The organism is Caulobacter sp. CCNWLW153, from assembly GCF_036889365.1.
Taxonomy (GTDB): Bacteria; Pseudomonadota; Alphaproteobacteria; order Caulobacterales; family Caulobacteraceae; genus Caulobacter; species Caulobacter radicis.
The window spans coordinates 319,257-345,811 of sequence record NZ_JBAKFV010000002.1 but is presented as its reverse complement, the minus strand read 5'-3'; the positions used below and the strand labels follow the sequence as shown (position 1 = coordinate 345,811).

Below are 26,555 nucleotides of genomic sequence, written 5' to 3'. Positions count from 1 at the left end.
AGGAGGTCCTGACCATGCTCAAGATCCTTCCCCCCACCCTGATCGCCGCCGCCATCGCCGGCCCGGCCCTGGCGCAGGACATCTCGGCCGCGCCCATCGAGGCCGCCGAGCGGGCCTTCGCCGCCGACGGCCTGGCGCTGGGGATCAGGGGCTCGTTCCTGAGGCACATGGCCGACGACGCCATCGTCTTCGCGCCAGGCCCCGTGAACGCCCGCGAACTCTACGAGAAACGACCCGGAACGAACGAGCCCAGGCTGTTCTGGTGGCCGCAGAAGGTGGTGATCGCCCGCTCCGGCGACCTTGGCCTGTCGCTGGGCCCCTGGAGCATCGACGACAAGCGCGTCGGCTACTACGCCACCATCTGGCGCAAGGGCGCCGACGGGGTGTGGAAGTGGGTCTATGACGGCGGGGCGCAGGCCGATCCCGGCAAGGCCCCTGGTCCCGACGCCGCCGCCCAGGTCGGGCCGCTGGCCCCGGAAGGCGCTTCGTCCCAGGCCCGGGGTTTCGAGGAGGCCCGCGACGCCGAGGCCGCGCTGGCTTCGGCCGCCTCCACCGACGCCCCCGCCGCCTACAGGGCCGTGCTGACCGCCGACGCCTGGCTGCTGGGTCCCAAGGACTCCCAGACCCTGGCCGGAAACGACCTGACCAGGCGCCTGGCCCTGCGTCCGGCCTCGATCGCCCTGCGCCCGCAAGGCGGCGGCGCGTCGGGCGCCGGCGACCTCGTCTGGACCCACGGCGAGGCCAGTTGGAGCGGACCCGATAACAAACCCGTCGCCGCGCACTATATGCACGTGTGGCAGAAACGCGCCGAAGGCTGGCGCCTGATCTTCGAGACCCTGATCAACGACACATGACCGAGTTCTCCCCCCGCGAAATCGTCTCCGAACTGGATCGCTTCATCGTCGGCCACGCCGAGGCCAAGCGCGCCGTGGCCGTGGCCCTGCGCAACCGCTGGCGCCGCCGCCGCACCCCGGCTGACCTGCAAGACGAGATCACCCCCAAGAACATCCTGCTGATCGGCCCCACGGGCGTGGGCAAGACCGAGATCGCCCGGCGCCTGGCCAAGCTGGCCCAGGCCCCGTTCCTCAAGGTCGAGGCCACCAAGTTCACCGAGGTCGGCTATGTCGGCCGCGACGTCGACCAGATCGTCCGTGACCTGGTCGAAAGCGCCCTGGCCATGGTCCGCGACAAGCGCCGCGCCGGCGTGAAGGCGAAAGCCGAAGCGGCCGCCGAGGACCGCATCCTCGACGCCCTGACCGGCCCCGGTGCCACGGCCGCCCGCGACAGCTTCCGCAAGAAGCTCCGCGCCGGCGAGCTCGACGACAAGGAGATCGAGCTGACCCTGGCCGACAATGGCGGCGGCGGCATGTTCGAGATCCCCGGCCAGCCCGGCGCCTCGGTGCTGAACCTGGGCGAGATGATGAAGTCGTTCGGCGGCGGCCGCACCAAGACCCACAAGACCACGGTCTCGGGCGCCTGGGCGCCGCTGATCGCCGAGGAGAGCGACAAGCTGCTCGACCAGGAGGCCCTTACTCAAGAGGCCCTGGCCCTGGCCGAGAACCACGGCATCGTCTTCCTCGACGAGATCGACAAGGTCGCCAGCAGCTCGCAGCGCGGCGGCGCCGACGTTTCCCGCGAAGGCGTGCAGCGCGACCTGCTGCCGCTGATCGAGGGCACCACGGTGTCGACCAAGTACGGGCCGGTGAAGACCGACCATATCCTGTTCATCGCCTCGGGCGCCTTCCACGTGGCCAAGCCCAGCGACCTGCTGCCCGAGCTGCAAGGCCGCCTGCCGATCCGCGTGGAGCTGAAGGGCCTGTCGCGCGACGACATGCGCCGCATCCTCACCGAGCCGGAAGCCAACCTGCTGCGCCAGCACCAGGCCCTGATGGCCACCGAGAACCTGACCCTGGTGTTCACCGACGAGGCCATCGACGCCCTGGCCGACGCGGCCGTGGCCGTCAACGCCTCGGTCGAGAACATCGGCGCCCGCCGTCTGCAGACGATCATGGAAAAGGTCGTCGAGGAGATCAGCTTCACCGCCACCGACCACGGCGGCGAGACGGTCACCATCGACGCCGACTACGTCAACAAGCGGGTAGGGGTCCTGGCCGCCAACGCCGATCTGAGCCGGTACATCCTGTAGAACCCTCTCCCTGAAGGGGGAGGTGGCCCGAAGGGCCGGAGGGGGAAGTTCCTGATGAGCCGGCAACAGCCTCAGACGCCGCAGCAACTTCCCCCCCAGTCGCTCCGCGACAGCTCCCCCTTCAGGGGGAGCATCTTGACGAAAAACGACCCGGGCGTCGCCGTCCGGGCCGCGAAGTCAGAGGGGATGTTACTAGGGGGATACGACAGATGAATGCGCGTTCCGCGCGTCCGGTTCCATGAAGCTCTCGTGACGACGTGCGACACTAAGTCTTTGTTTCCAGAGGCCCCGCGGACCCGATCTCGGTAAACGCCCCTTAACCATCTGGGGCCACAAGGTAGCATTCGAAGTGCTTCGGAGTGGTTCATGGCGCGAGTTGCGCGGCGATCGAATGTGGAGCTGGTCTGGGAGGCCGTGCGCTACGGCTGGGACCAGCCGTGGACGGCCCGATTCCGGGGCGGCGTGCTCGCCGTTCTGGGCGCGGGCCTGCTACTGTCGCTGGCCACCTACGACGCCGCTGATCCCAGCTTCAACGCCGTCAGCGGCGCGCCGGCCAGCAACGCCCTAGGCGGCGCCGGCGCGGTGATCGCCGACGTGGTCGTCCAATCCCTCGGCCTCGCCGGCTGGGTGGCGGCAATCATGATGCTGGTGTTCGGCCTGGCCCGCACCGCCCAGCCCGATCCCGACGCCCACCGCCGCGAGCTGCGCGTGCGCGCCGGCGTCGGCGTGGCCGGCCTCCTGGCCCTGGCCGGCTTCCTGACCGTTCTGGCCAAGCCCGCCGTCTGGCCGCTGGCCAAGGGCCTGGGCGGATTCTGGGGCGACGGCCTCCTGAACCTGCTGTCCGGGATCTTCAGCTTCGCCCACATCCCCGGCGCCCGGATCATCGCCGCCCTGCTGCTGCTGGTCGGGGCCGTGATCGGCGTCGGCTACGCCCTGGGCGTGCGCCGTGTCGACCCCGAAAGCGTCCTCTCCTTGGTCGCCCGCCTGACCGCGCCGCGCGAGCGCGCGCCCCGCCAGGAGCGCGAACCCGAGCCGGTCCGCGCCCAGCGTCCCAAGGCCGCGCCGCGTCGCCCGGTGCGCGACGCCATCGACGCCATCGACAACGACGAAGCCCAGGCGCCCGCGCCCCGCCGCGCCGCTCGCGCGCCCGCCCCGGCAGGCGACGAGGACGACATGGTCGTCGCGCCCCAGCCCGCGCCGCGCGCCGGCAAGGCCGCCCGCCCGGCCCCGCCGCCGGTGGAGGACGACGAGGACGACTTCGCGCCCAGCTTCGAGCCCCGCCCCCTGGCCATCCGCCAGCCCAAGGCCCCGGCCGCGACCAGCAACCGCGAACTGCGCGAGCAGCAGAAGACCTTCGACTTCGAGGAAGAGGAAGACGGCTTCCAGCTGCCGGAACTGGCCATGCTGGCCAAGGCCAAGCCGCGCTCGGCCGAGTTCGACGAAGGCGCCCTGCGCCAGAACGCCCGCCTGCTGGAAAGCGTGCTGGCCGAGTTCGGGGTGAAGGGCCAGATCGACCAGATCCGCCCCGGCCCCGTCGTGACCATGTACGAGCTGGTGCCGGCCCCGGGCGTCAAGACCGCCCGCGTGGTCGCCCTGGCCGACGACATCGCCCGCTCGATGAGCGTGATCTCGTGCCGCGTGGCCGTGGCCCAGGGCCGCAACGCCATCGGCATCGAAATGCCCAACCAGCGTCGCGAGACCGTCTACCTGCGCGACCTGCTGTCCAGCGCCGACTACGACAAGGCCAGCTCGATCCTGCCCATGGCCCTGGGCGAGACCATCGGCGGCGAGCCCTACATCGCCGACCTCGCCAAGATGCCCCACCTGCTGATCGCCGGCACCACCGGCTCGGGCAAGTCGGTCGGCGTCAACGCCATGATCCTGTCGATCCTCTACAAGCTGCCGCCCGAGAAGTGCCGCTTCATCATGATCGACCCGAAGATGCTGGAACTGTCGGTCTATGACGGCATCCCGCACCTGCTGGCCCCGGTCGTGACCGACCCGAAGAAGGCCGTCGTGGCGCTGAAGTGGACCGTCCGCGAGATGGAGGATCGCTATCGCCGCATGTCCAAGATCGGCGTGCGCAACATCGGCGGCTACAACGAGAAGGCCAACGAGGCCCTCGAGAAGGGCGAGCACTTCGAGCGCACCGTTCAAACGGGGTTCGACGACGCCGGCCGCCCGATCTACGAGACCGAGCAGATCCGCCCCGAGGCCATGCCCTACCTGGTCGTGGTCATCGACGAGGTCGCCGACCTGATGATGGTCGCCGGCAAGGACATCGAAGGCGCCGTGCAGCGCCTGGCCCAGATGGCCCGCGCTGCCGGCATCCACCTGATCATGGCCACCCAGCGCCCGTCGGTCGACGTCATCACCGGCACCATCAAGGCCAACTTCCCGACCCGGATCAGCTTCCAGGTCACCAGCAAGATCGACGCCCGCACCATCCTGGGCGAGCAGGGCGCAGAGCAGCTGCTGGGCCAGGGCGACATGCTCTATATGGCCGGCGGCGGCCGCATCACCCGCCTGCACGGCCCGTTCGTGTCGGACGGCGAGGTCGAGGCCGTGGCCAAGTTCCTGCGCGACCAGGGCATCCCGCAGTACCTGGAAGAAGTCACCGCCGGCGGCGACGAGGAGCAGGAAGAGGCCATCGAGGGCGCCTTCGCCGGCGAGGGCGGGGCCAACGACCTCTACGACCACGCCGTGGCCGTGGTCACCCGCGATCGCAAGGCCTCGACCAGCTACATCCAGCGCCGCCTGCAGATCGGCTACAACCGCGCCGCCTCGCTGATGGAGCGGATGGAGAAGGAAGGCGTCGTCGGCGCCGCCAACCACGCCGGCAAGCGCGAGATCCTCGCCCCGCCCCCGCCGCCGCTGTAGATTTCCCGGTCCCTCTCCCCTTGCGGGAGAGGGCGGCCCCGCGGAGTGGGGTCGGGTGAGGGGTCGCACGTACGAAAACGCCGCGAAAGCCGATCAGCTTCCGCGGCGTCTTGTGTTTGAGAGACCCCTCATCCGTCGGCTTACGCCGACACCTTCTCCCGCAAGGGGAGAAGGAAGCCTCAGACCAGGATGTTCAGCAGCGAGCCGGGACGCAGGATCTTCTGCGGCTGTTCGGTCGGGGCGGTGAAGGCCTTGGGCGGCACGGTGCGGCGCGCCTGGGGCTCGGTCTGGGTCTGCAACTGCACGGTCATCGGCGAGGCCGTGGGACGCGCGCTCGTGGCGTCGGTGACCGCCGCCTGGAAGAAGGCCGCCGCGCGCGACTGGCCGGCCGGAGTCACGGCGCCCGACGAGGATCGGGCGGGGACAGCGGGCAAGCCGGTGGGACGAACGGTGCTCATGACGCGGTTGATAGCATGGTTAATGCAGAGTGCGCGAGCGTGGTTAACGAGCTTCTAAGCCCAGGGACGCGCGACGCTTCAACGCAGCTTGGAAACGAGCGCGTCCAGATCCTCGGCCGTGATCGGGCCGGTATGCTTGGCCACTACCTGCCCCTGGGCATCGACCACGAAGGTCTCGGGCACGCCGGTGACGCCGAATTCCACGCCGGCTCGGCCGTCCCGGTCGACCAGCCGGGCGGCGAACGGATCGCCCAGCCGACCCAGGAACGCCTCGGTATTGGCCGGCGCGTCCTTGTAGGCGACGCCGACCACGCGCACGCCGCGGGCCTTCAGCGCCATCAGTTGCGGATGCTCGATCTCGCAGGGGGCGCACCAGGAGGCGAAGAAATTGACCAGCATCGGCCCGTCGCCGGGGCTGCGGACCGGGGTCGGCGTCCCGCTGTCGAGGTCGGGCAGCGACAGGGCCGGAACCGGCTTGCCGACCAGGGCGTCGGGGCTGACCTGCGGATTGCGCTTGAGGGCGTAGCCGGCGAACAGCACCGCCAGGGCCGCCAGCACGATCAGCGGCGAGAAGGCCAGCCAGCGCTTCACTTGCCAGCGTCCTTCGCCTCGGCTTGCCGGCGCTCGGCCTCGGCGCGCCAGCGGCGGGCCGCCAGGAGACTGTCGGCGATCATCCAGGCGAACACCGCCGCCGTCAGGGCGAAGGCGGGCCAGACATAGACGGCGTACTTGCCGGCGTCGAAATCGAAGTTCCCGAGGGTCATTGGGGAATCAGGCCTCCGCCGCCTTCAGGGCCAGGCTGCGCGCCTTGCGCCGCCAGACCAGCGCCCGGATCCGCACCAGCCACAGCGAGCCGAACGCCGACAGATAGGCCAGCTGCATCAGCAGCATCGGCCAGGCGTAGACGACCGGCAGCCGGTTCTCAGGCTTGGCTAGCAGGGTCGAGGAGCCCTGGTGCAGGCTGTTCCACCAGTCGACCGAGAACTTGACGATCGGCAGGTTGATGACGCCGACCAGGGCCAGGATGGCGGCGGCGCGGGCGGCCTTCTGCTCGTCGTCGATGGCCCCGCGCAAAGCCAGATAGCCGAGATAGAACAGCAGCAGCACCAGCACCGAGGTCAGGCGGGCGTCCCACACCCACCAGGTTCCCCACATCGGCTTGCCCCAAAGCGATCCGGTGGCCAGGGCCAGCACCGTGAAGGCCGCGCCCAGCGGGGCGCAGGCCTGGGCGGCCGCGTCGGCCAGGGCGTGGCGGAACACCAGGGCTAGAAAACTGGCGATCCCCAGGCACAGATAGACGAACATCGCCAGCACGGCCGCCGGCACGTGGATGAACATCATCCGCACCGTGTCGCCCTGCTGGTAGTCCTCGGGGACCGTGAAGGTCAGGACCAGGCCCACCACCGCCAGCACGCCGGCGATCGCGCCGAACATGGGCGCGGCCCAGCGCGAGAAGGCCATGAACCGCTCGGGGTTGGCCAGGAAGTCGAACGGGTTCTTGTTGTGGTTGCGGGCGCCCATCGACCTTGACTTAGATCGGCCTGAGTACGCCCGCAATCGTCTCGCGCGCTTACGAGCCCGACTTGCGCTGGATGATCACCCGGCGTTCGCCCGGACCACCCTTGGGACCGCGGGTCTCGAAACGACGCACGGTGACGTTCGGGGCGCCGGTCACTTCCGGGCCGAGGGCGTCGAAGGCCTTCTTCTGGCTGGGGGTCAGGGCGTTGTAGAAGCTGCGGGTGGCGTCGGCGCGGCCCTTGAGGTCGGCAGCGACCTTGGCCATGCGCTCGGCCTGCTCGTCGAGGCGCTCCAGCGCGGTCGGCGGCGCCTTGTCCCTGGCGCTTTCGTCCCCGGTCGGCTTGGTGGCCGGCCTCGGCTCAGGGCGCTCCTTAGGACCGGTCGCGGCGACGTAGGCCTTCAGCGCGCCGTCCTGGCGGTCGGTCAGTTGCAGCACGTCGCGCAGGCGCTGGGCGCGGGCTTCCGGATCCTGGTGCAGACGGACCGGACCGACGCGGTCGCGGAACACCATGTGATCGAAGCTCGGCGGAGGCGGCGGGGGCTGCGGCGCTTCCGGCGGCGCAGGCGGCGGCGGAGCGGCGGGCTGGGCCGAGGCGGCGACGACGCCGGCCGCCAGGGCCGCGCCGGCGGCGAGGGTGAGAGACTTCAGGACGAGACGCATGGCGATCTCCATCGCAAGGGGTGGAAACGAACTGCGGCCTAGGTTGAAGGCGGTTGTGGCGCGAAAATGTCTGAAGTTGTGAACAATGTTACACGAATGAAGCTTTGCCGGGCGCGCCGATACGAAGTGCATGCAAATCAAGCACTTGATCCTGTGGCTCGAAGGCCGCGATCCGCCGTCTTTCGAAAATTTCATCTCCCTGATGGCCCTGCTGACAGGCCCTGACACGCACTCGGGCGATATCGGGGCCGCGCCGCCTCTCGCCAGGCGGCCACGGATACGCCATGAGGCCCCCATGAAACGCGTCGCCTTCCTCGCCCTGATCCTCGCCGGCACGCTGTGGGGCCTGGGCTTCCCGCTGGGCAAGCTGATCCTGCGCGAGACCGACGCGGCCCACATGGTGCTGCTGCGGTTCATCGTCGCCGCCGTGGTCGCCGCCCCCTTCGCTCTGGCGACGAAGGAAGCCCGCGCCCTCTTCAAGTCACCGGTGATGCTGGCCTCGGGCGCGCTCTATGGCGTGGCCTTCATGGTGCAGTTCGAGGGCCTGGCCCATGTCAGCGTCACCCTGGCCGCTCTATTGGTCGGGGCCATGCCGGCCCTGATCGCCGTCTGCGCCAAGGTGATGGGCGAGAAGGTCAGCCGCGCCTCGTGGATGGGCGTCGGCGCGGCCACCCTCGGGGCGGCCCTGATCGCCGGCAAGCCCGACGGCGCCGGCTCGCTGCTGGGCGTGGCCCTGTCGCTGGGCTCGCTGCTGATCTTCCTGGCCTGGCTGGTGGTGCTGAAACGCGCGCCCAAGCCGCCGACGCCGATGGCCATCCCGGCGGTGACCGTGATCGTCGCCGCCTTCACCGTGCTGCCGATCGCGTTGGCCATGCACGGCCCGCCGAAGCTGGACCTGTCGCCGATCGCCTGGACGAGCGTGCTGGGCCTGGGCGTGCTGTCGACCCTGCTGGCCACGGCCGCCTGGCAGTACGGCTCGTCCCGCGTCGGCAGCGCCAGCGCCGGGGTGTTCATCAACATCGAGCCCTTGATGGGCGCCTCGATCGGCGTCCTGCTGTTCGGCGACCACCTGACCCTGGCCCTGGCCATCGGCGGCCTGATGATCATCGCCGGCAGCTTCGTCGTGGTGCTGGGCGAGAAGCAGGCCGATCCGGAGAGCTTGCAGGCGACCCCGGCCCCGGCGCCCTAGCCCAGCAGGGCGAAGGCCCAAGCCGTCAGGCCGAACGCCAGGCAAAGCCCCGCCACCCCGACCGCGACCGGCCGCATCCAACCGCCGCGACCCTTGCCGCCCAGCAGCAGTGCGACCGTCGGCCCGAAGGTCGCCGCCAGGGCCAGCGCCGCCCCGGCCTTGGCCGTCGAGGTCACGCCGCCTGGGGCCGGAGTCTCGGTCGAAATCTCGCCGCCGCGCAGATCAGCGATCAGTCGCCGCGCCTCATCGGCATCGACGTCGGGCGTCCACAGCCGAAAGCCGCCCATGGCGATGGTCATCAGGTAGTCGCTGGCGCCCCAGTGCTCGTTCTGGACCAGCACCGGCACGCCCTCGGCCCGCAGCCGCGAGGCGGCGACCTGGGCCTCGACGAGGTCGGCGAAGCGGGCGATCTCGGTCAGGCTCATCGACCGACCTCCTCAGCGCGGCTCCGATCCCAGCCGCCACAGATAAAGCTGCCGCGCCGGCGTGCCGATGCGCAAGCCCTCAAGCTCCTCGCGCTCGGCCTTGGTCAGCTTGAAGCGGTTGTAGCCACGCTGGGCCAGGCAGGTCTCGACCGCCCCGGTCGCCTGCCGCCGCACCTCGCGCCAGTTGCGGTTCATGTGCAGCTTCTGCTGGTCGGCATAGGCGTACATGGCGTCGAGCCCGCCCGCTGGATCCACGGCCATGTCCATCTCGAACACCACGTCGACCAGCGGCAGCTTCACCGGCGCGGCGGTCTCGACATAGTGCAGGCACTCGGCGGCGTCGGTGCGGTACTTGAGGTAGCTGATCCCCGGCTTGCCCCAGCTGTCCTTGCGGGTCGGGGCGGCCTGCGCCGCGCCGGCCAGGGCGGCGATCAGCAGCATCGACAGCACGGCGGCCCTGTTGGTCATCGGCAAGCCCTCGGCCGGTTGATCGTTCGGATACCCATGTTACCGTGACCAGCAACGAAGGAAAGGGCGCCGCGCGCCCGGCATGGGAGGCCGCCGGTGAACCTCGCCGATCTGATGCTCGCCGGGGGCCTGCTGCTGGCGCTCCAGGCCGCCGCTCCGCCGCCCGCCTCCCAGACCGTCGACGGCGTCGTCGTCACCCCCGGCGAGAAGGCCAAGGCCATGCCGCGCTGGGCCCAGAAGGTGCGTGGCGACGGCTGGCCGTTCTTCGCCGCCGGCGAGGACGGCGCGGTGCTGATGTTCGCCAAGACCGCCAGGGACAACGACGGCCTCACGCCCAAGGGCAAGGTCTGGGTCCGCCACGAGTTTCGCCAGCCGCGCACCGAGGCGGAGGCGCCGGACGCGCCGCCCTTCCTGTCCGAGAAGCTGCTGGTCGAGGTCGACTGCACGGCGGGTCGCTTCCGCAACGCCGCGGCCTTCCGCTACCCGGGCAACAACCTCGAGGGATCCGAGGACGCCTATCGCTTCGAGCAGGACTGGCAGGCCCCGGCCGCCGGGACGCTGGACGCCACGGTGGTCGAGGCCGCCTGCATGACGCCCTAGCTGGCCTGCTGGCTGGCGATCCAGGCGTCGACCTGGGTCTCCAGCACGTCGAGCGGCACAGAGCCGTTCTTCAGCACCGCGTCGTGGAAACCGCGCAGGTCGAACTTGGGGCCCAGCGTCGTCTCGGCCCGCGTGCGCAGCTCGCGGATCTTCAACTCGCCCAGCTTGTAGGCCAGGGCCTGGCCGGGCCAGGTGATGTAGCGATCGACCTCGGCCTCGATGTTGGTCCGCGACAGGGCGGTGTTGTCGAGCATGAAGGCGATGGCCTGGTCGCGGGTCCAGCCCTTGGAATGGATGCCGGTGTCGACCACCAGGCGGCAGGCGCGCCACATCTCGTAGGACAGGCGCCCCATGTCCTTCTCGGGCGTGTCGTAGAGACCCATCTCGATGCCCAGGCGCTCGGAATAGAGCCCCCAGCCCTCGACGAAGCCGGTGAAGAAGGCCGCGTTCTTGCGGAACTCCGGCAGGTCCAGTTCCTGTTGAAGCGCGATCTGGTGGTGATGGCCCGGCACGGCCTCGTGCACCGTCAGGGCCGGCATCTCGTACAGCGGCCGCTGGTCGAGGTGCGTGGTGTTGACGAAATAGACCCCGGGCGAGCCGGCGCCAGCGAAGCCGGCGTTGTAGTAGGCCGTGGTGTTGCCCTCGGCGATCTCGGCCGGGATCTCGCGCACGGTGTAGGGCAGGCGGGGCAGGGTCCCGAACAGCTTGGGCATCCAGCCGTCGATGGTCTTGGCCAGGAACGTCGCGTCGCGCATCAGCTCGGCCGGCGTCCTGGCGTAGTATTTCGGGTCGGTCCGCAGCTTGTCGATGAAGGCCTTGCGGTCGGGAGCGATGCCGCTCTTGCGGGCGACCTCGTCCATCTCGGCGCGGATGCGGGCCACTTCCGACAGGCCCAGCTGGTGGATCTCATCGGGCGTCCGGGTCGTCGTGGTCATCACCCGCACCTGGTAGGCGTACCAGGCCGGACCTTGCGGCAGGGCGGCGGCGGCCACGTCCTGGCGGCACCTGGGCGCGTAGTCCTTCTCGTAGAAGTCCGACAGCGCCTGGTAGGCGGGATTGATCTTGCCGGCGATGGTCGCCTTGGCCCGCGCCTGCATGGCGCTCCAGTCGGCGTCGGCGATCGTCGCCGGCTTCTTGCCCTTGAACGGCTTGTAGAAGGCCGAGGCCTGCGGATCCTTGGCGATGGTGGCGGTGATCGTCGCCCCGAACGCCTTCATCGGCGCGCACGGCTGGACATAGCCCTTGGAAAGGCCCTCGCGCACCGTGGCGATCGAGGCGGCGTTGTAGGCCGGATAGAGGTCCAGCCGCTTCAGGTAACTGTCGTAGTCGGCCTTGGTGAAGAACGGCAGCATGTCGGGCAGGGCGGCGAAATACTGGTGCCAGCTGCCGATGCTCGAGAACAGCATGGTGCGCTGGCCGAAGCGGTTGCCCTCGACCTGCTCGCTCAGCATGCGGTGCAGGATGGCCTTGTTGACCCGGTCGGGCTGCGAAAGGCCGGCGTCGGGAATGGCGTCGAGCCGCTTGAGGAAGGCTTGCGCCTCCGCGGCCCGGCGATCGGCGAAGGCCAGGGACGGATCGTCCAGCTGGTCGTCATAGGTCCGAACGCCCAGCAGGGTGGCCTGCACGGGCGCGCCCTTCAGCCACCAGGCCCAGTGCTCGTCGACCAAGGCCTTCAGCGCCGGCGAGGCGACGCCGGCCGAGGCGGTCGCCGTCGGAGCCTGGGCCAGGGCCGGCGACGCCTGGGTTCCGGCCAGCACGGCGGCCACGCAGGCCGCACCCATCCACCGCTTGAGCATGTTTCCCCTCCTTGCATCGCCGACAGCCGGCGCAGACAGCCATGCGTCGGGGAGCTCGCGCAAGCCACGCCCCCGTTTCGCCATTCGCCGACGCGCACTATGTCTGGCCGCAAGCAGGAGGAGTACCCATGGCCGCCTCGAGACCCGCCCGCATCGCGGCGCTCACCGCCCTGGCGCTCGCCTTCGCCTTTCCCGCCGCGGCCCAGACGCCGACCGTCGAGCTGCAACCGGCCGATCCGGGCAGCGCCGTGGTCGAGGAACTGCTCGTCGTCGCCCGCCCGCCGGGCCCGGCGTTGTGGCTGGTCGAGAAGAACGGGGCCAAGCTCTACGTGCTCGGCTCGGCCGCGCCCCTGCCGCACCAGCTGAAATGGGACAGCCCCCGCCTGAACCGCGCCCTCGACCAGGCCAGTCTCGTGCTGGTGCCGCCCGAGGCCTCGGTCGGGCCGATGCAGGTCACCAAGTTCTTCCTGACCGGCGGCGGCGGCGTGCGCCAGGGCTTCGGCAAGAAGCTGGAAGACCAGCTGCCGCCCGACCTGAAGGACCGCTTCGTCAAGGCCCGCACCCAGGCCCGCCGCACCGCGATCCCCTACAAGGACTGGAAGCCGGCCGTGGCGGGCTTCATCGTGCTGTCAGACTTCCGCCAGGCCGCCGGCCTTTCGGAAGCCAAGCCCGTCAGCACCATCGAGCGCATGGCGAAAGCCAAGGGCGTCAAGGTCAAGGCCATGAGCCAGTATCGCCTGGGTCCGGTGCTCGGCGCGGCCGGCAAGCTGTCGGAAGAGGCCAACCTCGCCTGCCTGCGCGACGCCCTCAACGAGATCGACTACGAGGCCCCGCGCTGGAACACGCTGGGGACCGACTGGGCCAACGGCGACATCGCCTCGGTGCGCGCACGCTACTCGTCCAGCGCCGCCCAGCGCTGCCTGCTGCGCGCGCCCGGCGGTGCGGGCCTGCTCAACGAACAGATCGGCCAGTCGGCCAAGGCCCTCTCCGAAGCGCTGGAGCGCCCCGGGGTGACGATCGCCGTCGTCGACCTGGCCTTCCTGCTGCCCGGCAACGGCGTGCTGGACCGGCTGAAGGCCCAGGGCGCGACGGTGACGTCGCCGGGATGAGGGCCCCCCATCAACTCCCGTCATTCCCGCCCTTGTGGCGGGAACCCCTGGTTCCGTTCGCACGGGAAGCACAAGTGGATCGCTAGCGATCCGCCCCTCACTCACCTGCGGCTGATAGAGAGGTTCCCGCCACAAGGGCGGGAATGACGGGAAGGTAAGGACTACCGCCCGATGAACCGCCGCACGACGATCAGGCCGCCGCGGTACTCGTCCTGCTGGCCGTAGCGCTCGATCAGCGGGCTGTCGGCGGCCTCGCCCAGGATGCGCTCGTAGTTGGCGAACGTGCCCACGGCGTACTTGTCGCCGATCGGGGTCATCATCAGGAAGGCCACGCCCACCTGGTTCAGGCCGCCCTTGGGGTCGTACGCGTTCAGGCTCGGCACGGCCGCAACGTCCCTGGCGGTGACGCCGTAGAAAGTGCGGTTGGTGTTTTTGTCGCCGCCGCGGGCATAGACCATCGACTGCAGAAGACCCACGGGCGTCACGTCCTGGCGCGAGACCGAGCCCCAGAAGTCCCAGCCGTCGGACACGCTGGTGACGTCGCGACCGATGCGGCCGCCGACGACGAAGTCCTTCCAGGTGCGCTTGTAGGCGTAGACGGCCAGGTCAGCGCCGGTGTCGGGGCTCTGGATGCCGCTGTCGGTGTCGTCCGGACCGCCCCAGCGCGGGCGCAGCTGGGCGCCGACGTGCAGGGTCTCGCCGTTGATGACGTTGTAGCCCAGGCCGTCCAGGCCGTTGGCGTAGATCTTTCCCTTCCAGTGGGCGCTGCCCCAGAAGGTGAAGTTGGTCTTGTGCGGATCCTTGCCGCCGGGGCTGAAGCCGTAGACGGGACCGCCGCCGACATCGACCTCCCAGGTCGAGGGCGCTTCGATGTCCTTGTAGGGCAGGGCTTGAGCCAGGGCGGCGGCGGGCAGCAGGGCGAGAGCCGCCACGGCGGCGGACAGGAGCTTGGTCGACATGGAGTCCTTGCGAGCAGACCAGACGAAACGGGACCCCAATCCCTGACCGCATCCCGTCGAACGCGTTCGATGAAGCCCTTAATCCTCCGCGGACGGAAAGGCAAAGGGCTTCGCGCGGGCGCCCGCTCCTCGGCGGGCCGCGCCCAAGCGACTCGAAATCCTTGCATTTTCCACAGCGCTCCCGCATAAGCGCGCACTTCCGGCGCTTTATCAGCAGCGCCTCCACCGTCACGACCCCGCCCCGGTAGCCCGGGACACCATGCGGACGAGGACGGCGAGGACCCCCGTCGACGTGATCGTCCACGGGGGCTGATCGCGTTTGGAGCTTTGGTTCTTACCCAGGGTTTCGCATGTTCGACGGCCTTACAGAGCGACTTTCAGGCGTCTTCGACCGCCTCGGCGGTCGCGGCGTGCTGTCCGATAAGGACATCGACGAGGCGCTGCGCGAAGTCCGCGTCGCCCTGCTGGAAGCCGACGTCGCCCTGCCGGTCGTCAAGGACTTCATCTCCAAGGCCAAGGAAAAGGCCGCGGGCGAGTCCGTCATCCGCTCGGTCAAGCCGGCCGACCAGGTGGTCAAGATCGTCTATGACGGCCTGGTCGAGATGCTGGGCGGCGACGTCCCCACCGGCCTGAACCTGGCTCTGAACCCGCCGACCATCATCCTGATGGCCGGCCTGCAGGGCTCGGGCAAGACCACCACCACCGGCAAGCTGGCCCTGCGCCTGAGCAAGACCGAGCGCAAGAAGGTGCTGGTCGCCTCGCTCGACACCCGTCGCCCGGCCGCCATGGAGCAGCTGGCGACCCTGGCCAAGCAGGTCGGCGTCGAAAGCCTGCCGATCGTGGCCGGCCAGAGCGCGCCGGACATCGCCAAGCGCGCCCTCACCGCAGCCAGGCTGAGCGGCTACGACGTCCTGATCCTCGACACCGCCGGCCGCACCACGCTGGACGAGGCGATGATGAGCGAAGCGGCGGAAATCGCCCGCATCGCCAATCCCTCCGAGACCATCCTGGTCGCCGACAGCCTGACCGGCCAGGACGCCGTGCGCACGGCCAAGGCGTTCCACGAGCGCCTGCCGCTCACGGGCCTGATCCTGACCCGCGCCGACGGCGACGGCCGCGGCGGCGCGGCGCTGTCGATGCGCCACGTCACCGGCCTGCCGATCAAGTTCCTCGGCGCCGGCGAGAAGATCGACCAGCTCGACGTCTTCGACGCCCGCCGCGTCGCCGGCCGGATCCTGGGCCAGGGCGACGTCGTGGCCCTGGTCGAGAAGGCCGCCGCCGACCTCGACGCGGCCGAAGCCGAGCGCATGGCCCGCAAGCTGGCCAAGGGCAAGTTCGACCTCGACGACCTGTCGTCCCAGCTGTCGCAGATGCAGAAGATGGGCGGCATGGAAGGCATCATGGGCCTCCTGCCGGGCGTCCAGAAGGTCAAGAAGCAGATCGCCGAAAGCGGCATCGACGACAGCATCTTCCGCCGCCAGCAGGCGATCATCAGCTCGATGACCAAGGAAGAGCGCAAGAAGCCCGACATCCTGGCGGCCTCGCGCAAGCGCCGTATCGCCGCCGGTTCGGGCGTCGACGTGGCCGAGGTCAATCGCCTGCTCAAGCAGCACCGCCAGATGGCCGACATGTTCAAGTCGATGAGCAAGGACGGCGGCAAGGGCCTGGCCCGCATGGCCGGCATGCTCGGCGGCGGCGACATGGCCCGACTGAAATCCCTCGGCGGCGGCAAGATGCCCGCCGGCGATCCCAACGCGACGGAAGGCCAAGGCCTTTCGGGGCTGCCCGGTCTGCCGGGCCTCGGGGGCGGGGCCAACCCGCTCTCCGGCCTGGGCGGCCTGCCGCCCGGCTTCAATCCGTTCAAGAAAAAATAGCTTTAGATCCAAGGACTAACGACAATGCTGAAGATCCGTCTCGCCCGTGGCGGCGCCAAGAAGCGTCCGTACTACTCGATCGTCATCGCCGACAGCCACTCGCCGCGCGATGGCCGTTTCATCGAGAAGGTCGGCACCTACAACCCGCTCCTGAAGAAGGATGACCCCGCGCGCGTCAACCTGAAGCTGGAGTCGATCCAGGAGTGGCTCAAGAAGGGCGCCCAGCCGACCGACCGCGTCGCCCGCTTCCTGGCCGCCCAAGGCGTCGGCGCCTGGACCGCCGGCAACAACCCGCAGAAGGCCGAGCCGGGCAAGAAGGCCAAGGAACGCACCGCCGAGCGCGCCCAGCGCGAAGAAGAGCGCCTGGCCGCCGAAGCCCAAGCCAAGGAAGACGCCAAGGCCGCCGCTGAAGCCGCCGCCGCGGCCGCCGCCGAAGCCGCTGCCGCCCCGGCTGCTGAGGAAGCTCCTGCTGAAGAAGCTCCGGCCGCCGAAGCGCCCGCCGAAGAAGCTTCGGAAGGCTAAGGGACACGGCGCCGCCCTCCTCGCGGGGGCGGCGCCTTTCTCTTTTCTACTCACTGCCCCGGCTTGGTCCGGAAAGACTCAAGTCGATGCCCATCTCTCCCGATGACCCGTTGATCCTGGTCGGCCGCGTGGCCGGCGGCTTCGGCGTGCGCGGCGAGATACGGATCTCGACCTATACCGAAGAGCCGATGGCCCTGAAGGGCTTCAAGCGGCTTCTGCGCCAGGACGGTTCGCCCGCCCTGTCGATCTCCCAGGCAAGAGCCGTCAAGGACGGTCTGGTCTGCCGCAGCCCCGACATCGCCACCAAGGAAGCCGCCGACGCCCTGCGCGGCCTCAAGCTCTACGTCCCCCGCTCGGCCCTGCCCGAGCCCGACGAAGACGAGTTCTACCTCACCGACCTGATCGGCATGGCCGTGCGCCACATCGCCACCGGCGAGGACCTGGGCAAGATCAAGAGCGTCCAGGATTTCGGCGCCGGCGACCTGCTCGAGATCACTCCCCCGCTCGGCGGTCAGACCTGGTACCTGCCCTTCACCCGCGCCGCCGCGCCGGAAGTGAAGCTGGCCGAACGCCTCGTGCTGGCCGACCCGCCGAACCTGGTCGGCGAGCCAGAAGGGCCGCAGTCCGACGAGGACTAAGGCTTCGCCTCGGGGTTCAGCGCGACCCCCTTCACCAGTTCTGGCCAGTTCCAGCGGATCGCCATGGTGCTGCCCGCCGTCGGCAGGCCGTCGTCGCTCTGGAGCGGGGCGCGCAGGACCGCCATCGCCGCCGCAACCGCCTTCGAGGCCTCTGGACCAACCTCGCCGGTCTTCCGACAGCCCTTCAACGCGCCGTCCGAAGCGATTTCGCAGCTCATGTTCGTCACGCTCGCAAGGGCTTCCACGCCGGCCAGGATCGTCCGGGCCTGCTCGCGGTCGGGCCGCACGGGCCACGTCACCAGGCGCGGCTCGCATTCGCCTTCGCCGTCCGGACAGGCGAAGCGGTCGGACCCGTTGCGCGGCGTATCCTCCTTGACCCGCACGATCATGATGGCGTCCTCGCCGATCGCCTTGCCGTCGGGCGTCGGCTGGTAAGCGCGCATGACGGAGCCGCCTGGCGGCCGGCCCGCGAAACTGATCGGGATCAGCCGCCGGGCGTCGTCGACGGGCTTGCCGTCGCGCATGGGCGGCACGAAGGCGAATATGACGCTCATCTTTACCGCGGCCTCGCCGAAGCCGTAGCCTTCCGGCGTTTCGGAAACCACCTTGCAGTCGTCCGCCCGACCTTCGGCGGTCAGTCGGCAGTCGATCACCGCCCTGCCCGCGATCCCCTCCTTGATAGCGCGCTCGGGATAGTATCTCGCCATACCGTTGGCGTCGGGCAGGCTGCGCCATTCGGCGCGATCGATGCGCGGGGTCTCCCGCGCATTGCAGGCGGAAACAAAAATCAAGGCGGCGCCGAGCGCCAGGACGGAACGAAGCAACATGCCGCAAGCTTAACTGGAGCAAGGTAACTGTCGACCCTCGAAGGTCGAGCTGGTCACCCGATCAGCCGCAGCAACGCCGAGCCGTGCGGCGGCAAGGTCCGCTCCACGCGGCCGCTCACCCGTCCCAGAGCCTGGCCGCTCCACAGATCCAGCGCCGACACGCCGTCGGTCAGGCCCAGCTCGCGCAAGGCTATCCCCACCGTCTTAGGCTTTCCGGTCGTGTTGAACAGCGCCAGGTAGCGCTCGCCCGGACGCCCCTCCGGCCGCGCCGACCAGATCCGCGCCCCGTCCTCGACGAAGTGGGGCTGGTTGCCGGTGCTGGCCTGGTTGACCGCCAGCACCTGGCGATTGGTCAGCAGGGCCAGGGTCGCCTCGTCCAGGTGGCGCAGGTCGCCGCCCATGATCAGCGGCGAGCGGGCGATCGACCACAGGGTCATCAGGGTCTGCTGCTCGTCGGGCGTGAACTTGCTGTCGCGCTTGCCCAGGGCCAGCCGGCCCAGCGGCAGCATGTCGGCGTCGGGCCAGGCGCCCGGGGCGCGGAAGGTGTTCCAGTTCTCCAGCCGCGTGAACTGGGCCTCCAGCATCGACCACTCGTCCCAGAAGTCGTCGGAGATGCGCCACATCTGGGCGAACCTGCGCACGTGCTCGGCGCGCGGCACAGGCGTCTCGCCCGGCGACAGGCTGAGGATCATCGGCCGGCCGGACGCCTTGATCGCCTTGTGGGCCGCCTCGATCTCGGCGGCGTGGGCGTCGTAGGGGCGGCTCATGTCGTCCATCTTCACGAAGTCGACGCCCCACTGGGCGAACAGGCGGAAGACGCTGTCGTAATAGGCCAGGGCCCCGGCCTTGCGCATGTCGACGCCGTACATGTCGGGGTTCCAGGAGCAGACGCTCGACGTGTCGGCGACGTCGGCGGCGCGGACGCTGGTCCCCAGCACCCGAAGGTTGGCCTTCACCGCCGCGCGCGGGATTCCCCGCATCAGGTGCACGCCGAACTTCAGGCCCAGCGCATGGACCTGGTCGGCCAGCGGCTTGAAGCCCAGGCCGCCGGCGCTTGACGGAAAACGATTGGGCGCCGGGACCAGGCGGCCATGGCCGTCCATCGCCGGCTGGGGATTGCGATTGTAGTCGTAGCTGGCCGCTTCGGGCTCATACCACTGGATGTCGACGGTGAAGACGTCGTAGCCGAACGGCAGCAGCCGGGCGGCCATGATCCGGGCCGTCTCCAGCGCCTGGGCCTCGTTGATCGTGGTGGCGAAGCTGTTCCAGCTGTTCCAGCCCATCGGCGGCCGTTGGGCCAGCAGCGGCTTGCCCGCCGGCGCCGCCGCGACGCCCGAACCCGCCGCCAGGCCCGCGCCCACGCCCGCCAGCAGCACCCCGCGCCGATCCATCGAGGGTCCCGTCATCGCCTGCCTCCCGCCCGCCCGGCCTTCGCGCCGTCCTCTTGGGCGACGCTATTTGTCAGACAATTTGTCCGATCGGCAAGACGCCTGCGGCAGGGGCTTGGAGCCGGACCGCCAAGGCGTCTAGGCTGGCGGCATGATCCGCCTGTTCACCGCGATCGCCATCCCCCCGGAGATCGGCGCGCCGCTCCAGTCCCGACAATCCGGCATCGAAGGCGCCCGCTGGCGGCCGCTGGAGGCGTTCCACATCACCCTGCGCTTCATCGGCGACGTGCAGGAAACGGTCGCCGCCGACCTCGACGAGGCCCTGGCCGAAATCGAGGCCCCCGCCTTCGACCTTGAACTGAAGGGCGTCGGCCATTTCGGCGAGGGCGCCGACATCCACGCCGTCTGGGCCGGGGTCGAGGACGAGCCCCTGCTGCGCCGGCTGCAGAAGGCCAACGAAAGCGCCGCCTGCAAGGCCGAGCTGAAGCCCGAACCGCGCACCTACCTGCCGCACGTCACCCTGGCCTATCTGAAGCGCGCGACCGTGCCCGAGGTCGGCGCCTGGATCCAGCGTCACAACCTGCTGCACTCGCCGCCCTTCCACGTCGACCGCTTCGGCCTCTATTCCAGCTGGCAGACCAAGGAAGGCTCGGTCTACCGGCTGGAGCGGGAATACGCGCTGAGGGGGGAAGGCTCTCCCGATACGAGGGTCGTCATCCCGGAAAGCGCGTAGCGCTTATCCTGGACCTGGGGGACCAAGCTCCTTCTTCCAGCATCGGCCGACGCGATGCGGCCGGGATGACGACGCAAGGGTGGGGGAGGTTCGATGCGTCGAACCGCAGCCGGAACATCCAAGCCCAAGCCGGGCGCTTGCGGTTTGCTCCCGGAGCGCGCCTGATCGCGGCGACGCTCGGGAGTTCTCGCATGACCCTTTACGTCCTCGCCCTGCTCATCGGCGTGATCGCCGGCCTGCGGGCCATGACCGCCCCCGCCGCCGTCGCCTGGGGCGCGCATCTCGGCTGGATCCCCCTGGCCGGCACGCCGCTGGCCTGGCTGGGCGGCAATATCGCCACCTGGATCTTCACCGCCCTGGCCGCGGTCGAGCTGATCACCGACCAGCTGCCGATGACCCCCAGCCGCAAGGTTCCGCCGCAGTTCGGCGCCCGCATCGTCGCCGGCGGCTTCTCGGGCGCGGTCATCGGCCTGGCCGGCGGCGCCTGGATCGTCGGGGCGATCCTGGGCGTCATCGGCGCGGTGATCGGCACGCTGGGCGGCGCCGAGCTGCGCGGCCGCCTGGCCAAGGCCCTCAAGCGCGACACGCCCGCGGCGCTTGTCGAAGACGTGATCGCCCTGGGCGGCGCCTATCTGATCGTCTCGGCGGTTTCGTGAGCATGACCTTCGACGCCATCATCATCGGGGCCGGCCAGGCCGGGCCCTCCCTCGCCGGACGCCTGACCGCCGCCGGCTGGAAGGTGGCCCTGGTCGAACGCAAGCTGTTCGGCGGCACCTGCGTCAACACCGGCTGCATGCCGACCAAGACCCTGGTGGCCAGCGCCTACGCCGCGCACCTGGCGCGCCGGGCGGCCGACTATGGCGTCGTGCTGCAAGGGCCTGTCGGCGTCGACATGAAGGCGGTCAAGGAACGCCAGCAAACCGTCGTCCGCAACGCCCGCGGCAATGTCGAGAAATGGCTCAAGGGCATGGACGGCCTGACGGTCTTCGAAGGCCATGCCCGCCTGACCTCGCCCACCACCGTCGAGGTCGACGGCCAGGTGCTGGAAGCCCCGAAGATCTTCCTCAATGTCGGCGGCCGGGCCAACGTCCCTGAGATGCCGGGGATCGGGGACATCTCGTATCTCACCAATGTCGGCATGATGCAGCTCGACACGCTGCCCGAGCACCTGGTGATCGTCGGCGGCAGCTATATCGGGCTGGAGTTCGCCCAGATGTACCGGCGCTTCGGCGCCCAGGTGACCGTGGTCGAGATGGGCCCGCGCCTGATCGGCCGCGAGGACCCGGAGGTTTCCGACGCCGTGCGCGAGATCCTCGAAGCCGAGGGGATCGCCGTGCGGCTGAACGCCGAGTGCATCAGCTTTTCCCCCTGTGAAGAAGGCGTCTGCGTCCACGTCACCTGCCGGGAGGGCGAACCGGCCGTGAAGGGCTCCCACACCCTGCTGGCCGTCGGCCGCAAGCCCAACACCGACGACCTGGGGCTCGAGGCGGCCGGCGTCGCCGTCGACAAGCGCGGCTACGTCACGGTGGACGAGACCCTGCGCACCAACGTCCCCTCGATCTGGGCCATGGGCGACTGCAACGGGCGCGGGGCCTTCACCCACACCGCCTACAACGACTTCGAGATCATCGCCGCCAACCTGCTCGATGACGACCCCAGGAAAGTCACCGACCGCCTGACCGCCTACGCCCTCTATACCGACCCGCCGCTGGGCCGGGTGGGGATGACCGAGGCCGAGGTCCGCAGCCAAGGCCGCCCGGCCCTGGTCGGGACGCGCCCGATGACCCGCGTCGGCCGCGCCATCGAGAAGGGCGAGACGAAAGGCTTCATGAAGGTGCTGGTCGACGCCGAGACCAAGCTGATCCTCGGCGCCACCATCCTGGGCGTCTCGGGCGACGAGGCGATCCACGGCATTCTGGACGTCATGTACGCCAAGGCGCCCTACACGGTCCTGCAGCGCACCGTGCCGATCCACCCGACGGTGTCGGAGTTGATCCCCACGGTGCTGGGCGAGCTGAAACCACTGGCGTAGGGGCGCACCTTCATCCTCGTCATTCCCGCCACGAGGGCGGGAATGACGGGAGGAAAGGGAAAGTCAGCGCCCTGTGCTTTCCTTCGCCAGACGCGCGTCCAGCCGGGCGGCGTAGCGGTCGACATAGGCGCGGCAGGCGCCGGGATCCACGAACGGATTGGGAGTCTGGCCGCCCCGGGCCCTGGCCAGTTTCTGGTCGCCGCCGGACTGGTCGGGATGGGCGCTGATCAGCACGTCGCATTTCAGGCCCCGCACGACCTCGAAGCTGCGGCGAAAGCTCGCCACGACCCCAGCGTTGTTCGGATCCGAGAACCAGTAGCCGTCGGACGACACCGGGTTGAGGCTGGAGCCGAACACCACCGCCTTGCAGTCCCGCCGCTCGCACGAGGTCCAGGTCCAGCTCATGCTGCCGGCCGTATGGCCCGGCGTGGCGCGGGCGGTGACGGCCACGTCGCCCAGACGGATGACCTCGCCGTCCTTGACCACCCGCAGCTTCTTCACCGCCGGAAAGGGGACGAGGTCGGCCAACTGGGGATCGTCGGGACCAGGCCGGCCGCGTCGCAGGGCCTCGGCCGCCGGGGCGCTGGCGACCACGGTCGCGCCGCTGTCGCGAGCCAGCGCGGCGAGGCCTCCGGCATGGTCGTAGTGCGGCTCGGTGCTGAGGATCAGCTTGATGTCGGTGACCTTGAAGCCCAGCGCCCTGATGTTGGCCTCGATGGCCGGCACGGCCTGGGGCAGGGCGGCGTCGACCAGGATCAGGCCCTGGCTGGTCTTGATCAAGCCGACGCTGAGGCCCGAGAAGCCCACAATGTAGCTATTGCCGTAGACCTTGATCGGCGCCTCGCCGCCCAGCCAGCGAGCGGCGTAAGCCGGCTCGATCGGGGCCAGCAGGGGATCATGCGCCGCCGCAGGCCCACCCGTTGCGAACAGCACTCCGGCGACGCCCAAACCCGCGATCCACTTCGTCTTCATGCCGCTCTCCCCTTCGGTTGGCGCGGCGAACCTGCCGATCGCAAGCGGCGGCGACAAAGCATCATATCTGGACGGAGCCATTAGCCTGGTTCATGTCTATGCCATGGATCGCGCTCAGCTTCCCCTCAACGCCCTGCGCGCCTTCGAGGCGGCCGCCCGGCACCTGAACTTCACCCGGGCCGCCGTCGAGCTGTGCGTCAGCCAGGGCGCCGTCAGCCACCAGGTCGCCCAGCTGGAGGCCCGCCTGGGCGTCTCGCTCTTTCGCCGCCTGCCGCGCGGGCTGGCCCTGACCGACGAGGGCCAAGCCCTGGTCCCTGTGCTGGTCGACGCCTTCGATCGCATCGGCGCGACGCTCGACCGCTACAGCGACGGACGCCTGCGCGAGGTGCTGACGCTGGGCGTGGTCGGCTCGTTCGCGACGGGCTGGCTGCTGCCTCGGCTGGAGTCCTTCCGCCGCGCCTGCCCGCAGGTCGACCTGCGGGTGATGACCAACAACAACCGCGTCGACCTGGCCGGGGAGGGACTGGATCTCGCCATCCGCTTCGGCGACGGGGCCTGGCACGGCGTGCATGCCGAGCCGATCCTGACCGCGCCGCTGACGGCCCTTTGCGCCCCGGCGGTCGCGGAACGCCTGGCCGCCCCCGCCGACCTGGCGCGCGAAACCCTGCTGCGCTCCTACCGCGCCGACGAGTGGCCGCGCTGGTTCGCCGCCGCCGGCGCCGAGGCCCCGCCGCTGCGCGGGCCGATGTTCGACAATTCGGTGCTGATGGTCGCCGCCGCCGTCGCTGGCCAGGGCGTGGCCCTGGCGCCCGCCGCCCTGTTCGCGCCCGAACTGTCGGCCGAGCGCCTGGTCCGTCCCTTCGCCGCCGAGGTGGTCACCGGCCGCTACTGGCTGACGCGGCTGCATTCGCGACCGGACGGCGCGGCCATGGCCGCCTTCCGAAGCTGGCTGCACGGCGAAATCGGATAACGGCGCGGACCGCGTTGCGGACAGGAAGGTCACGGCGCAACCTTCGACCATGCCCGCCTCCGCCGCCCTGCTTCTGGCCCTGGCCGTCGCCTCCGCCCAGGCGTCGGAGCCGCTCGATTCCTGGACCAATGTCCGCATCGAGCAGGAGATCGATGGAAGCTGCGCTGAGATCCGGGCAGGGCGGTCCGTCGACCGTCCCGCCATGATCATGGACGACGTGTGCCACGGCTGGCGGTCCGAGACCTGCGGCGACCGGATCTGGTTCCAGGCGAAGGGCGTGGTGCAGGATCAGGCCCAGGTCCTGTTCACGCGCTCGGACGGCGTTCTCGATATCGCCCGGCTGATCGACGACGAAGTCGCCCGCCGCTGGTCCGACCGCGAGGTGTTGCGTCTTGAGTTCACCAGCCTCGCCTGCGGGGCGGACGGGCTCGTCGCCCGATATGTCGGCTCGCACGTGAAGACCGAGGGCGGGCCTGCGACCGGCATGGCCGGCGAGGTGCGGATCGGCGGCCCTTACGACCACGCCCTGTCGCTGAAGGCCGGGCGCTGAGCGGCCCCGACCTCATGCCGCCAGCGGCAGCACCACGCTGAAGGCCGAGCCCTCGCCCGGCCGGCTGTCGACGCCCAGGCGCCCGCCATGGGCCTCGACGATGGCCTTGCTGATCGCCAGGCCCAGGCCGTTGCCTTGGGCGGCGGCCGCCTCGCCCTGCCAGTGGCGGTCGAACACCCGGGCGGCCTGTTCGGGGCTCATGCCCCAGCCGGTGTCGCGCACCTCGACCACCACCGCCCCGTCCGCCACCCGGCTGGACAGCGACACGGTCCCGCCCGGCTCGGTGAACTTGATGGCGTTGGACAGCAGGTTGGCCACCACCTGGCCGATGCGCCCCCCGTCGGCTTCGAGCACGGGCTCGGCCGCATCGGGCGTATAGGCGAAGTCCAGCCCCTTGCGGGCGGCCGACAGGGCGAACTGGTCGGCGATGTCGGCCAGCAGCCGACGCAGGTCGACCGTCTCCCTGGCCAGCACCAGGCCGCCGGCCTCGATCTTGGAATGGTCGAGGATGTTGCGGATCAGCCGCCGCATGGTCTCGGTCGCCAGCAGGATGGCCTCGACGCCCGAGCGCACCTTGGGCTGCTCCTCGACGCCCGGCTGGGCCAGGAGGTTCTCGCTGGCGAACAGGATGGTGGTGATCGGGTTGTTGAGGTCGTGGGCCACCACCTCGACCGCCTCCTTGCGCGCCAGCGAGATCGCCTTCTCCCGCTCGGCCAGGCGGGCGGCGACCTGGTCGTAGCTGCGCTTCTGCTCGACCAGCCGCAGCAGCAGGCGGCCGAGGAAGGCGCAAAGCACGAAGGCGCAGGCCGAGGCCAGGACCAGCACGCCGAACACGCCACGCACCACGGCCTGGTTATGGGTTCGCTCGGCCTGGTAGCGCGCCGCCGACCGCTCGGTGAAGCGGTCGATGGCCGCGTCGATACTGCTGGTCAGCGGTCCGGCGTTCTTCTGGAAGAAGGCGTTGGCGCCGCTCATGGTGCCGCCGTCGAGGCGCTGGGCGACGCCCGTCCTCTGCAGCACCAACAGCCGGCGCTGCAGGGTGGAGACCTGTCCCAGCGCCGCGCGCGTCTCGTCGTCGCGGGCTAGCGCCCGCAGGTCGCCGACGATGGCGTCGAAACGACGGTTGGAGCGCTCCAGCTCGACCAGCAGGCTCTTGTCGCCATTGATGACGATCACCGGGACCAGAGCGTTCTGGCGCATCTTCTCGCCGCGCAGGTCGTGGGCGAGGATCACGGTGCGGGTGTAGACGGCGTCCAGCCGATCCTGGGCGGCCGAAAAGCGGGCCAGGAAGAACAGCGACGCGGCCAGCAGCGGCAGGAAGGCCAGGGCGATCAGCCCCACCAGCACCAGCAGCCTGCGTTCGTAACCGACCATCCGGGACCCTTCCGGCCTTGCGCGGATCAGACCGCCGCGTGGTCCTTCAGCACCCCCAGCGACACGATGGCCAGGGTCTCTTCGTGGGTGGCCTCGAGGATGACCTGCGGGGCCATGCCGGCGTCCAGCGCCTCGCGCCAGCGGCCGGCGCACAGGCACCAGCGGTCGCCCGGCTTGAGCCCCCGGAAGGCGAACTCCGGACGCGGCGTCGACAGGTCGTTGCCGGTGGACTTTGAGAAGGCCAGGAACTCCTCGGTCATCACCGCGCAGACGGTGTGCAGGCCAAGGTCGTGCGGCCCCGTTTCGCAGCAGCCGTTGCGGTAGAAGCCGGTCACCGGGTCGAGCGAGCAGGGGATCAGTTCCCCGCCCAGCACGTTGCGGGCCGTCTCGTCGTAGCGCGTGGGGGCCGGTTGCGTGGTCATGGCGCCAGCTTAACCCCGTTTCCCCCTTTCCCGCCATGGCTTCG

The 26,555-nt window shown here is 69.9% G+C and carries 28 protein-coding genes; 14 read left to right on the top strand and 14 right to left on the bottom strand.

Going from position 1 to position 26,555, the window contains the following annotated elements:
* The first annotated feature begins 14 nt into the window (after window positions 1–14).
* The 3 genes from V6S85_RS05330 (at window position 15) to V6S85_RS05320 (ending at window position 5,026) form a co-directional block, all read left to right on the top strand.
* Window positions 15–854: a DUF4440 domain-containing protein gene (locus V6S85_RS05330; protein WP_334348266.1), complete on the top strand. Its 840-nt coding sequence runs from the start codon at window positions 15–17 to the stop codon at window positions 852–854.
* The gene (gene hslU / locus V6S85_RS05325) at window positions 851–2,146 is read left to right on the top strand and encodes an ATP-dependent protease ATPase subunit HslU (protein WP_116569285.1); all 1,296 of its coding nucleotides are present in this window, start codon (window positions 851–853) and stop codon (window positions 2,144–2,146) included. Before V6S85_RS05330 ends, hslU begins: the two co-directional genes overlap by 4 nt.
* Before the next feature lie 366 nt (window positions 2,147–2,512).
* Complete coding sequence (locus tag V6S85_RS05320; RefSeq protein ID WP_334348265.1) at window positions 2,513–5,026, top strand: FtsK/SpoIIIE family DNA translocase; 2,514 nt, start codon at window positions 2,513–2,515, stop codon at window positions 5,024–5,026.
* Between the two features lie 179 nt (window positions 5,027–5,205).
* Here V6S85_RS05320 and V6S85_RS05315 read toward each other — a convergent pair whose 3' ends face one another.
* The 5 genes from V6S85_RS05315 to V6S85_RS05295 all read right to left on the bottom strand — a co-directional run bounded on the left by V6S85_RS05315 (window position 5,206) and on the right by V6S85_RS05295 (window position 7,663).
* Window positions 5,206–5,484 (bottom strand): hypothetical protein, encoded by a 279-nt coding sequence (locus V6S85_RS05315; RefSeq protein WP_116490949.1) that lies wholly within the window; start codon window positions 5,482–5,484, stop codon window positions 5,206–5,208.
* 78 nt (window positions 5,485–5,562) lie between these two features.
* Complete coding sequence (locus V6S85_RS05310) at window positions 5,563–6,075, bottom strand: DsbE family thiol:disulfide interchange protein (protein WP_334348264.1); 513 nt, start codon at window positions 6,073–6,075, stop codon at window positions 5,563–5,565.
* Window positions 6,072–6,248 carry a heme exporter protein CcmD gene (ccmD, locus tag V6S85_RS05305; protein WP_116569288.1) on the bottom strand — a complete coding sequence of 59 codons (177 nt, stop codon included), beginning with the start codon at window positions 6,246–6,248 and terminating at the stop codon, window positions 6,072–6,074. Before ccmD ends, V6S85_RS05310 begins: the two co-directional genes overlap by 4 nt.
* Window positions 6,249–6,255: 7 nt before the next feature.
* Window positions 6,256–7,005, bottom strand: a complete 750-nt coding sequence (gene ccmC / locus V6S85_RS05300) for a heme ABC transporter permease CcmC (protein WP_116569289.1) — start codon at window positions 7,003–7,005, stop codon at window positions 6,256–6,258.
* 49 nt (window positions 7,006–7,054) lie between these two features.
* On the bottom strand, window positions 7,055–7,663 hold the full coding sequence (locus V6S85_RS05295) for a Spy/CpxP family protein refolding chaperone (RefSeq protein ID WP_334348263.1): 609 nt from the start codon (window positions 7,661–7,663) through the stop codon (window positions 7,055–7,057).
* Between the two features lie 295 nt (window positions 7,664–7,958).
* Here V6S85_RS05295 and V6S85_RS05290 point away from each other — a divergent pair, with 295 nt between their 5' ends.
* A complete protein-coding gene (locus V6S85_RS05290) occupies window positions 7,959–8,852 on the top strand; it encodes a DMT family transporter (protein WP_116569546.1) in 894 nt (297 codons plus the stop codon).
* On the opposite strand, the gene V6S85_RS05285 is transcribed toward V6S85_RS05290, so the two are convergent.
* Window positions 8,849–9,277, bottom strand: a complete 429-nt coding sequence (locus V6S85_RS05285) for a putative signal transducing protein (protein WP_334348262.1) — start codon at window positions 9,275–9,277, stop codon at window positions 8,849–8,851. The two genes, V6S85_RS05290 and V6S85_RS05285, sit on opposite strands and share 4 nt — an antisense overlap.
* Before the next feature lie 12 nt (window positions 9,278–9,289).
* On the bottom strand, window positions 9,290–9,745 hold the full coding sequence (locus V6S85_RS05280; protein ID WP_334348261.1) for a hypothetical protein: 456 nt from the start codon (window positions 9,743–9,745) through the stop codon (window positions 9,290–9,292).
* A gap of 96 nt (window positions 9,746–9,841) precedes the next feature.
* On the opposite strand from V6S85_RS05280, the gene V6S85_RS05275 reads away from it, so the two are divergent.
* Window positions 9,842–10,345 carry a surface-adhesin E family protein gene (locus V6S85_RS05275; protein ID WP_334348260.1) on the top strand — a complete coding sequence of 168 codons (504 nt, stop codon included), beginning with the start codon at window positions 9,842–9,844 and terminating at the stop codon, window positions 10,343–10,345.
* Here V6S85_RS05275 and V6S85_RS05270 read toward each other — a convergent pair.
* Window positions 10,342–12,141, bottom strand: coding sequence for a DUF885 domain-containing protein (locus V6S85_RS05270; RefSeq protein ID WP_334348259.1), 1,800 nt, complete (start codon window positions 12,139–12,141; stop codon window positions 10,342–10,344). The genes V6S85_RS05275 and V6S85_RS05270 overlap by 4 nt on opposite strands.
* Window positions 12,142–12,269: 128 nt before the next feature.
* On the opposite strand from V6S85_RS05270, the gene V6S85_RS05265 reads away from it, so the two are divergent.
* The gene (locus V6S85_RS05265; protein WP_334348258.1) at window positions 12,270–13,250 is read left to right on the top strand and encodes a TraB/GumN family protein; all 981 of its coding nucleotides are present in this window, start codon (window positions 12,270–12,272) and stop codon (window positions 13,248–13,250) included.
* A gap of 161 nt (window positions 13,251–13,411) precedes the next feature.
* Here V6S85_RS05265 and V6S85_RS05260 read toward each other — a convergent pair whose 3' ends face one another.
* Window positions 13,412–14,209 (bottom strand): MipA/OmpV family protein, encoded by a 798-nt coding sequence (locus tag V6S85_RS05260; RefSeq protein ID WP_334348257.1) that lies wholly within the window; start codon window positions 14,207–14,209, stop codon window positions 13,412–13,414.
* Between the two features lie 350 nt (window positions 14,210–14,559).
* Here V6S85_RS05260 and ffh point away from each other — a divergent pair, with 350 nt between their 5' ends.
* The 3 genes from ffh to rimM all read left to right on the top strand — a co-directional run bounded on the left by ffh (window position 14,560) and on the right by rimM (window position 17,243).
* Window positions 14,560–16,083 carry a signal recognition particle protein gene (ffh, locus tag V6S85_RS05255; protein WP_116569296.1) on the top strand — a complete coding sequence of 508 codons (1,524 nt, stop codon included), beginning with the start codon at window positions 14,560–14,562 and terminating at the stop codon, window positions 16,081–16,083.
* A gap of 24 nt (window positions 16,084–16,107) precedes the next feature.
* Window positions 16,108–16,605, top strand: a complete 498-nt coding sequence (gene rpsP, locus V6S85_RS05250; protein WP_116569297.1) for a 30S ribosomal protein S16 — start codon at window positions 16,108–16,110, stop codon at window positions 16,603–16,605.
* A gap of 86 nt (window positions 16,606–16,691) precedes the next feature.
* Window positions 16,692–17,243, top strand: coding sequence for a ribosome maturation factor RimM (gene rimM, locus V6S85_RS05245; protein WP_116490938.1), 552 nt, complete (start codon window positions 16,692–16,694; stop codon window positions 17,241–17,243).
* On the opposite strand, the gene V6S85_RS05240 is transcribed toward rimM, so the two are convergent.
* Window positions 17,240–18,070 carry an energy transducer TonB gene (locus tag V6S85_RS05240; protein WP_334348256.1) on the bottom strand — a complete coding sequence of 277 codons (831 nt, stop codon included), beginning with the start codon at window positions 18,068–18,070 and terminating at the stop codon, window positions 17,240–17,242. The genes rimM and V6S85_RS05240 overlap by 4 nt on opposite strands.
* 53 nt (window positions 18,071–18,123) lie before the next feature.
* Window positions 18,124–19,476, bottom strand: coding sequence for a glycoside hydrolase family 27 protein (locus tag V6S85_RS05235; RefSeq protein ID WP_334348255.1), 1,353 nt, complete (start codon window positions 19,474–19,476; stop codon window positions 18,124–18,126).
* Between the two features lie 133 nt (window positions 19,477–19,609).
* Between V6S85_RS05235 and thpR the strand changes: the two genes are divergently transcribed.
* From thpR to V6S85_RS05220, 3 genes are all read left to right on the top strand, one after another.
* Window positions 19,610–20,191 carry an RNA 2',3'-cyclic phosphodiesterase gene (gene thpR, locus V6S85_RS05230; RefSeq protein ID WP_334348254.1) on the top strand — a complete coding sequence of 194 codons (582 nt, stop codon included), beginning with the start codon at window positions 19,610–19,612 and terminating at the stop codon, window positions 20,189–20,191.
* 191 nt (window positions 20,192–20,382) lie between these two features.
* Window positions 20,383–20,847: a DUF4126 domain-containing protein gene (locus tag V6S85_RS05225; protein WP_116490935.1), complete on the top strand. Its 465-nt coding sequence runs from the start codon at window positions 20,383–20,385 to the stop codon at window positions 20,845–20,847.
* Between the two features lie 2 nt (window positions 20,848–20,849).
* Window positions 20,850–22,223, top strand: coding sequence for an FAD-containing oxidoreductase (locus V6S85_RS05220; protein WP_334348253.1), 1,374 nt, complete (start codon window positions 20,850–20,852; stop codon window positions 22,221–22,223).
* A 63-nt stretch (window positions 22,224–22,286) separates the two neighbouring features.
* Here V6S85_RS05220 and bla read toward each other — a convergent pair whose 3' ends face one another.
* Window positions 22,287–23,195: a subclass B3 metallo-beta-lactamase gene (bla, locus tag V6S85_RS05215; RefSeq protein WP_334348252.1), complete on the bottom strand. Its 909-nt coding sequence runs from the start codon at window positions 23,193–23,195 to the stop codon at window positions 22,287–22,289.
* 103 nt (window positions 23,196–23,298) lie between these two features.
* Here bla and V6S85_RS05210 point away from each other — a divergent pair, with 103 nt between their 5' ends.
* Together V6S85_RS05210 and V6S85_RS05205 are read left to right on the top strand one after the other, a co-directional pair.
* On the top strand, window positions 23,299–24,165 hold the full coding sequence (locus V6S85_RS05210) for a LysR family transcriptional regulator (RefSeq protein WP_116569305.1): 867 nt from the start codon (window positions 23,299–23,301) through the stop codon (window positions 24,163–24,165).
* Window positions 24,166–24,214: 49 nt separating this feature from the next.
* Window positions 24,215–24,715: a hypothetical protein gene (locus V6S85_RS05205; RefSeq protein WP_334348251.1), complete on the top strand. Its 501-nt coding sequence runs from the start codon at window positions 24,215–24,217 to the stop codon at window positions 24,713–24,715.
* A gap of 12 nt (window positions 24,716–24,727) precedes the next feature.
* On the opposite strand, the gene V6S85_RS05200 is transcribed toward V6S85_RS05205, so the two are convergent.
* Window positions 24,728–26,089, bottom strand: a complete 1,362-nt coding sequence (locus tag V6S85_RS05200) for a sensor histidine kinase (RefSeq protein WP_116569307.1) — start codon at window positions 26,087–26,089, stop codon at window positions 24,728–24,730.
* A 26-nt stretch (window positions 26,090–26,115) separates the two neighbouring features.
* On the bottom strand, window positions 26,116–26,511 hold the full coding sequence (locus V6S85_RS05195) for a DUF2237 family protein (RefSeq protein ID WP_116490931.1): 396 nt from the start codon (window positions 26,509–26,511) through the stop codon (window positions 26,116–26,118).
* Window positions 26,512–26,555: the final 44 nt, after the last annotated feature.

Excerpts from the sequence above, each read along its gene's own strand:
- hslU (WP_116569285.1), top strand. The coding sequence starts at position 851 with ATGACCGAGTTCTCCCCCCGCGAAATCGTCTCCGAACTGGATCGCTTC.
- bla (WP_334348252.1), bottom strand. The coding sequence starts at position 23,195 with ATGAAGACGAAGTGGATCGCGGGTTTGGGCGTCGCCGGAGTGCTGTTC.
- rimM (WP_116490938.1), top strand. The coding sequence starts at position 16,692 with ATGCCCATCTCTCCCGATGACCCGTTGATCCTGGTCGGCCGCGTGGCC.
- V6S85_RS05315 (WP_116490949.1), bottom strand. The coding sequence starts at position 5,484 with ATGAGCACCGTTCGTCCCACCGGCTTGCCCGCTGTCCCCGCCCGATCC.
- ccmC (WP_116569289.1), bottom strand. The coding sequence starts at position 7,005 with ATGGGCGCCCGCAACCACAACAAGAACCCGTTCGACTTCCTGGCCAAC.
- V6S85_RS05280 (WP_334348261.1), bottom strand. The coding sequence starts at position 9,745 with ATGACCAACAGGGCCGCCGTGCTGTCGATGCTGCTGATCGCCGCCCTG.
- V6S85_RS05270 (WP_334348259.1), bottom strand. The coding sequence starts at position 12,141 with ATGCTCAAGCGGTGGATGGGTGCGGCCTGCGTGGCCGCCGTGCTGGCC.
- V6S85_RS05285 (WP_334348262.1), bottom strand. The coding sequence starts at position 9,277 with ATGAGCCTGACCGAGATCGCCCGCTTCGCCGACCTCGTCGAGGCCCAG.
- rpsP (WP_116569297.1), top strand. The coding sequence starts at position 16,108 with ATGCTGAAGATCCGTCTCGCCCGTGGCGGCGCCAAGAAGCGTCCGTAC.
- V6S85_RS05330 (WP_334348266.1), top strand. The coding sequence starts at position 15 with ATGCTCAAGATCCTTCCCCCCACCCTGATCGCCGCCGCCATCGCCGGC.
- V6S85_RS05240 (WP_334348256.1), bottom strand. The coding sequence starts at position 18,070 with ATGTTGCTTCGTTCCGTCCTGGCGCTCGGCGCCGCCTTGATTTTTGTT.
- V6S85_RS05235 (WP_334348255.1), bottom strand. The coding sequence starts at position 19,476 with ATGACGGGACCCTCGATGGATCGGCGCGGGGTGCTGCTGGCGGGCGTG.
- V6S85_RS05195 (WP_116490931.1), bottom strand. The coding sequence starts at position 26,511 with ATGACCACGCAACCGGCCCCCACGCGCTACGACGAGACGGCCCGCAAC.
- V6S85_RS05260 (WP_334348257.1), bottom strand. The coding sequence starts at position 14,209 with ATGTCGACCAAGCTCCTGTCCGCCGCCGTGGCGGCTCTCGCCCTGCTG.
- V6S85_RS05265 (WP_334348258.1), top strand. The coding sequence starts at position 12,270 with ATGGCCGCCTCGAGACCCGCCCGCATCGCGGCGCTCACCGCCCTGGCG.
- thpR (WP_334348254.1), top strand. The coding sequence starts at position 19,610 with ATGATCCGCCTGTTCACCGCGATCGCCATCCCCCCGGAGATCGGCGCG.
- V6S85_RS05200 (WP_116569307.1), bottom strand. The coding sequence starts at position 26,089 with ATGGTCGGTTACGAACGCAGGCTGCTGGTGCTGGTGGGGCTGATCGCC.
- V6S85_RS05225 (WP_116490935.1), top strand. The coding sequence starts at position 20,383 with ATGACCCTTTACGTCCTCGCCCTGCTCATCGGCGTGATCGCCGGCCTG.
- V6S85_RS05220 (WP_334348253.1), top strand. The coding sequence starts at position 20,850 with ATGACCTTCGACGCCATCATCATCGGGGCCGGCCAGGCCGGGCCCTCC.
- V6S85_RS05210 (WP_116569305.1), top strand. The coding sequence starts at position 23,299 with ATGGATCGCGCTCAGCTTCCCCTCAACGCCCTGCGCGCCTTCGAGGCG.
- V6S85_RS05290 (WP_116569546.1), top strand. The coding sequence starts at position 7,959 with ATGAAACGCGTCGCCTTCCTCGCCCTGATCCTCGCCGGCACGCTGTGG.
- ffh (WP_116569296.1), top strand. The coding sequence starts at position 14,560 with ATGTTCGACGGCCTTACAGAGCGACTTTCAGGCGTCTTCGACCGCCTC.
- ccmD (WP_116569288.1), bottom strand. The coding sequence starts at position 6,248 with ATGACCCTCGGGAACTTCGATTTCGACGCCGGCAAGTACGCCGTCTAT.
- V6S85_RS05205 (WP_334348251.1), top strand. The coding sequence starts at position 24,215 with ATGCCCGCCTCCGCCGCCCTGCTTCTGGCCCTGGCCGTCGCCTCCGCC.
- V6S85_RS05320 (WP_334348265.1), top strand. The coding sequence starts at position 2,513 with ATGGCGCGAGTTGCGCGGCGATCGAATGTGGAGCTGGTCTGGGAGGCC.
- V6S85_RS05295 (WP_334348263.1), bottom strand. The coding sequence starts at position 7,663 with ATGCGTCTCGTCCTGAAGTCTCTCACCCTCGCCGCCGGCGCGGCCCTG.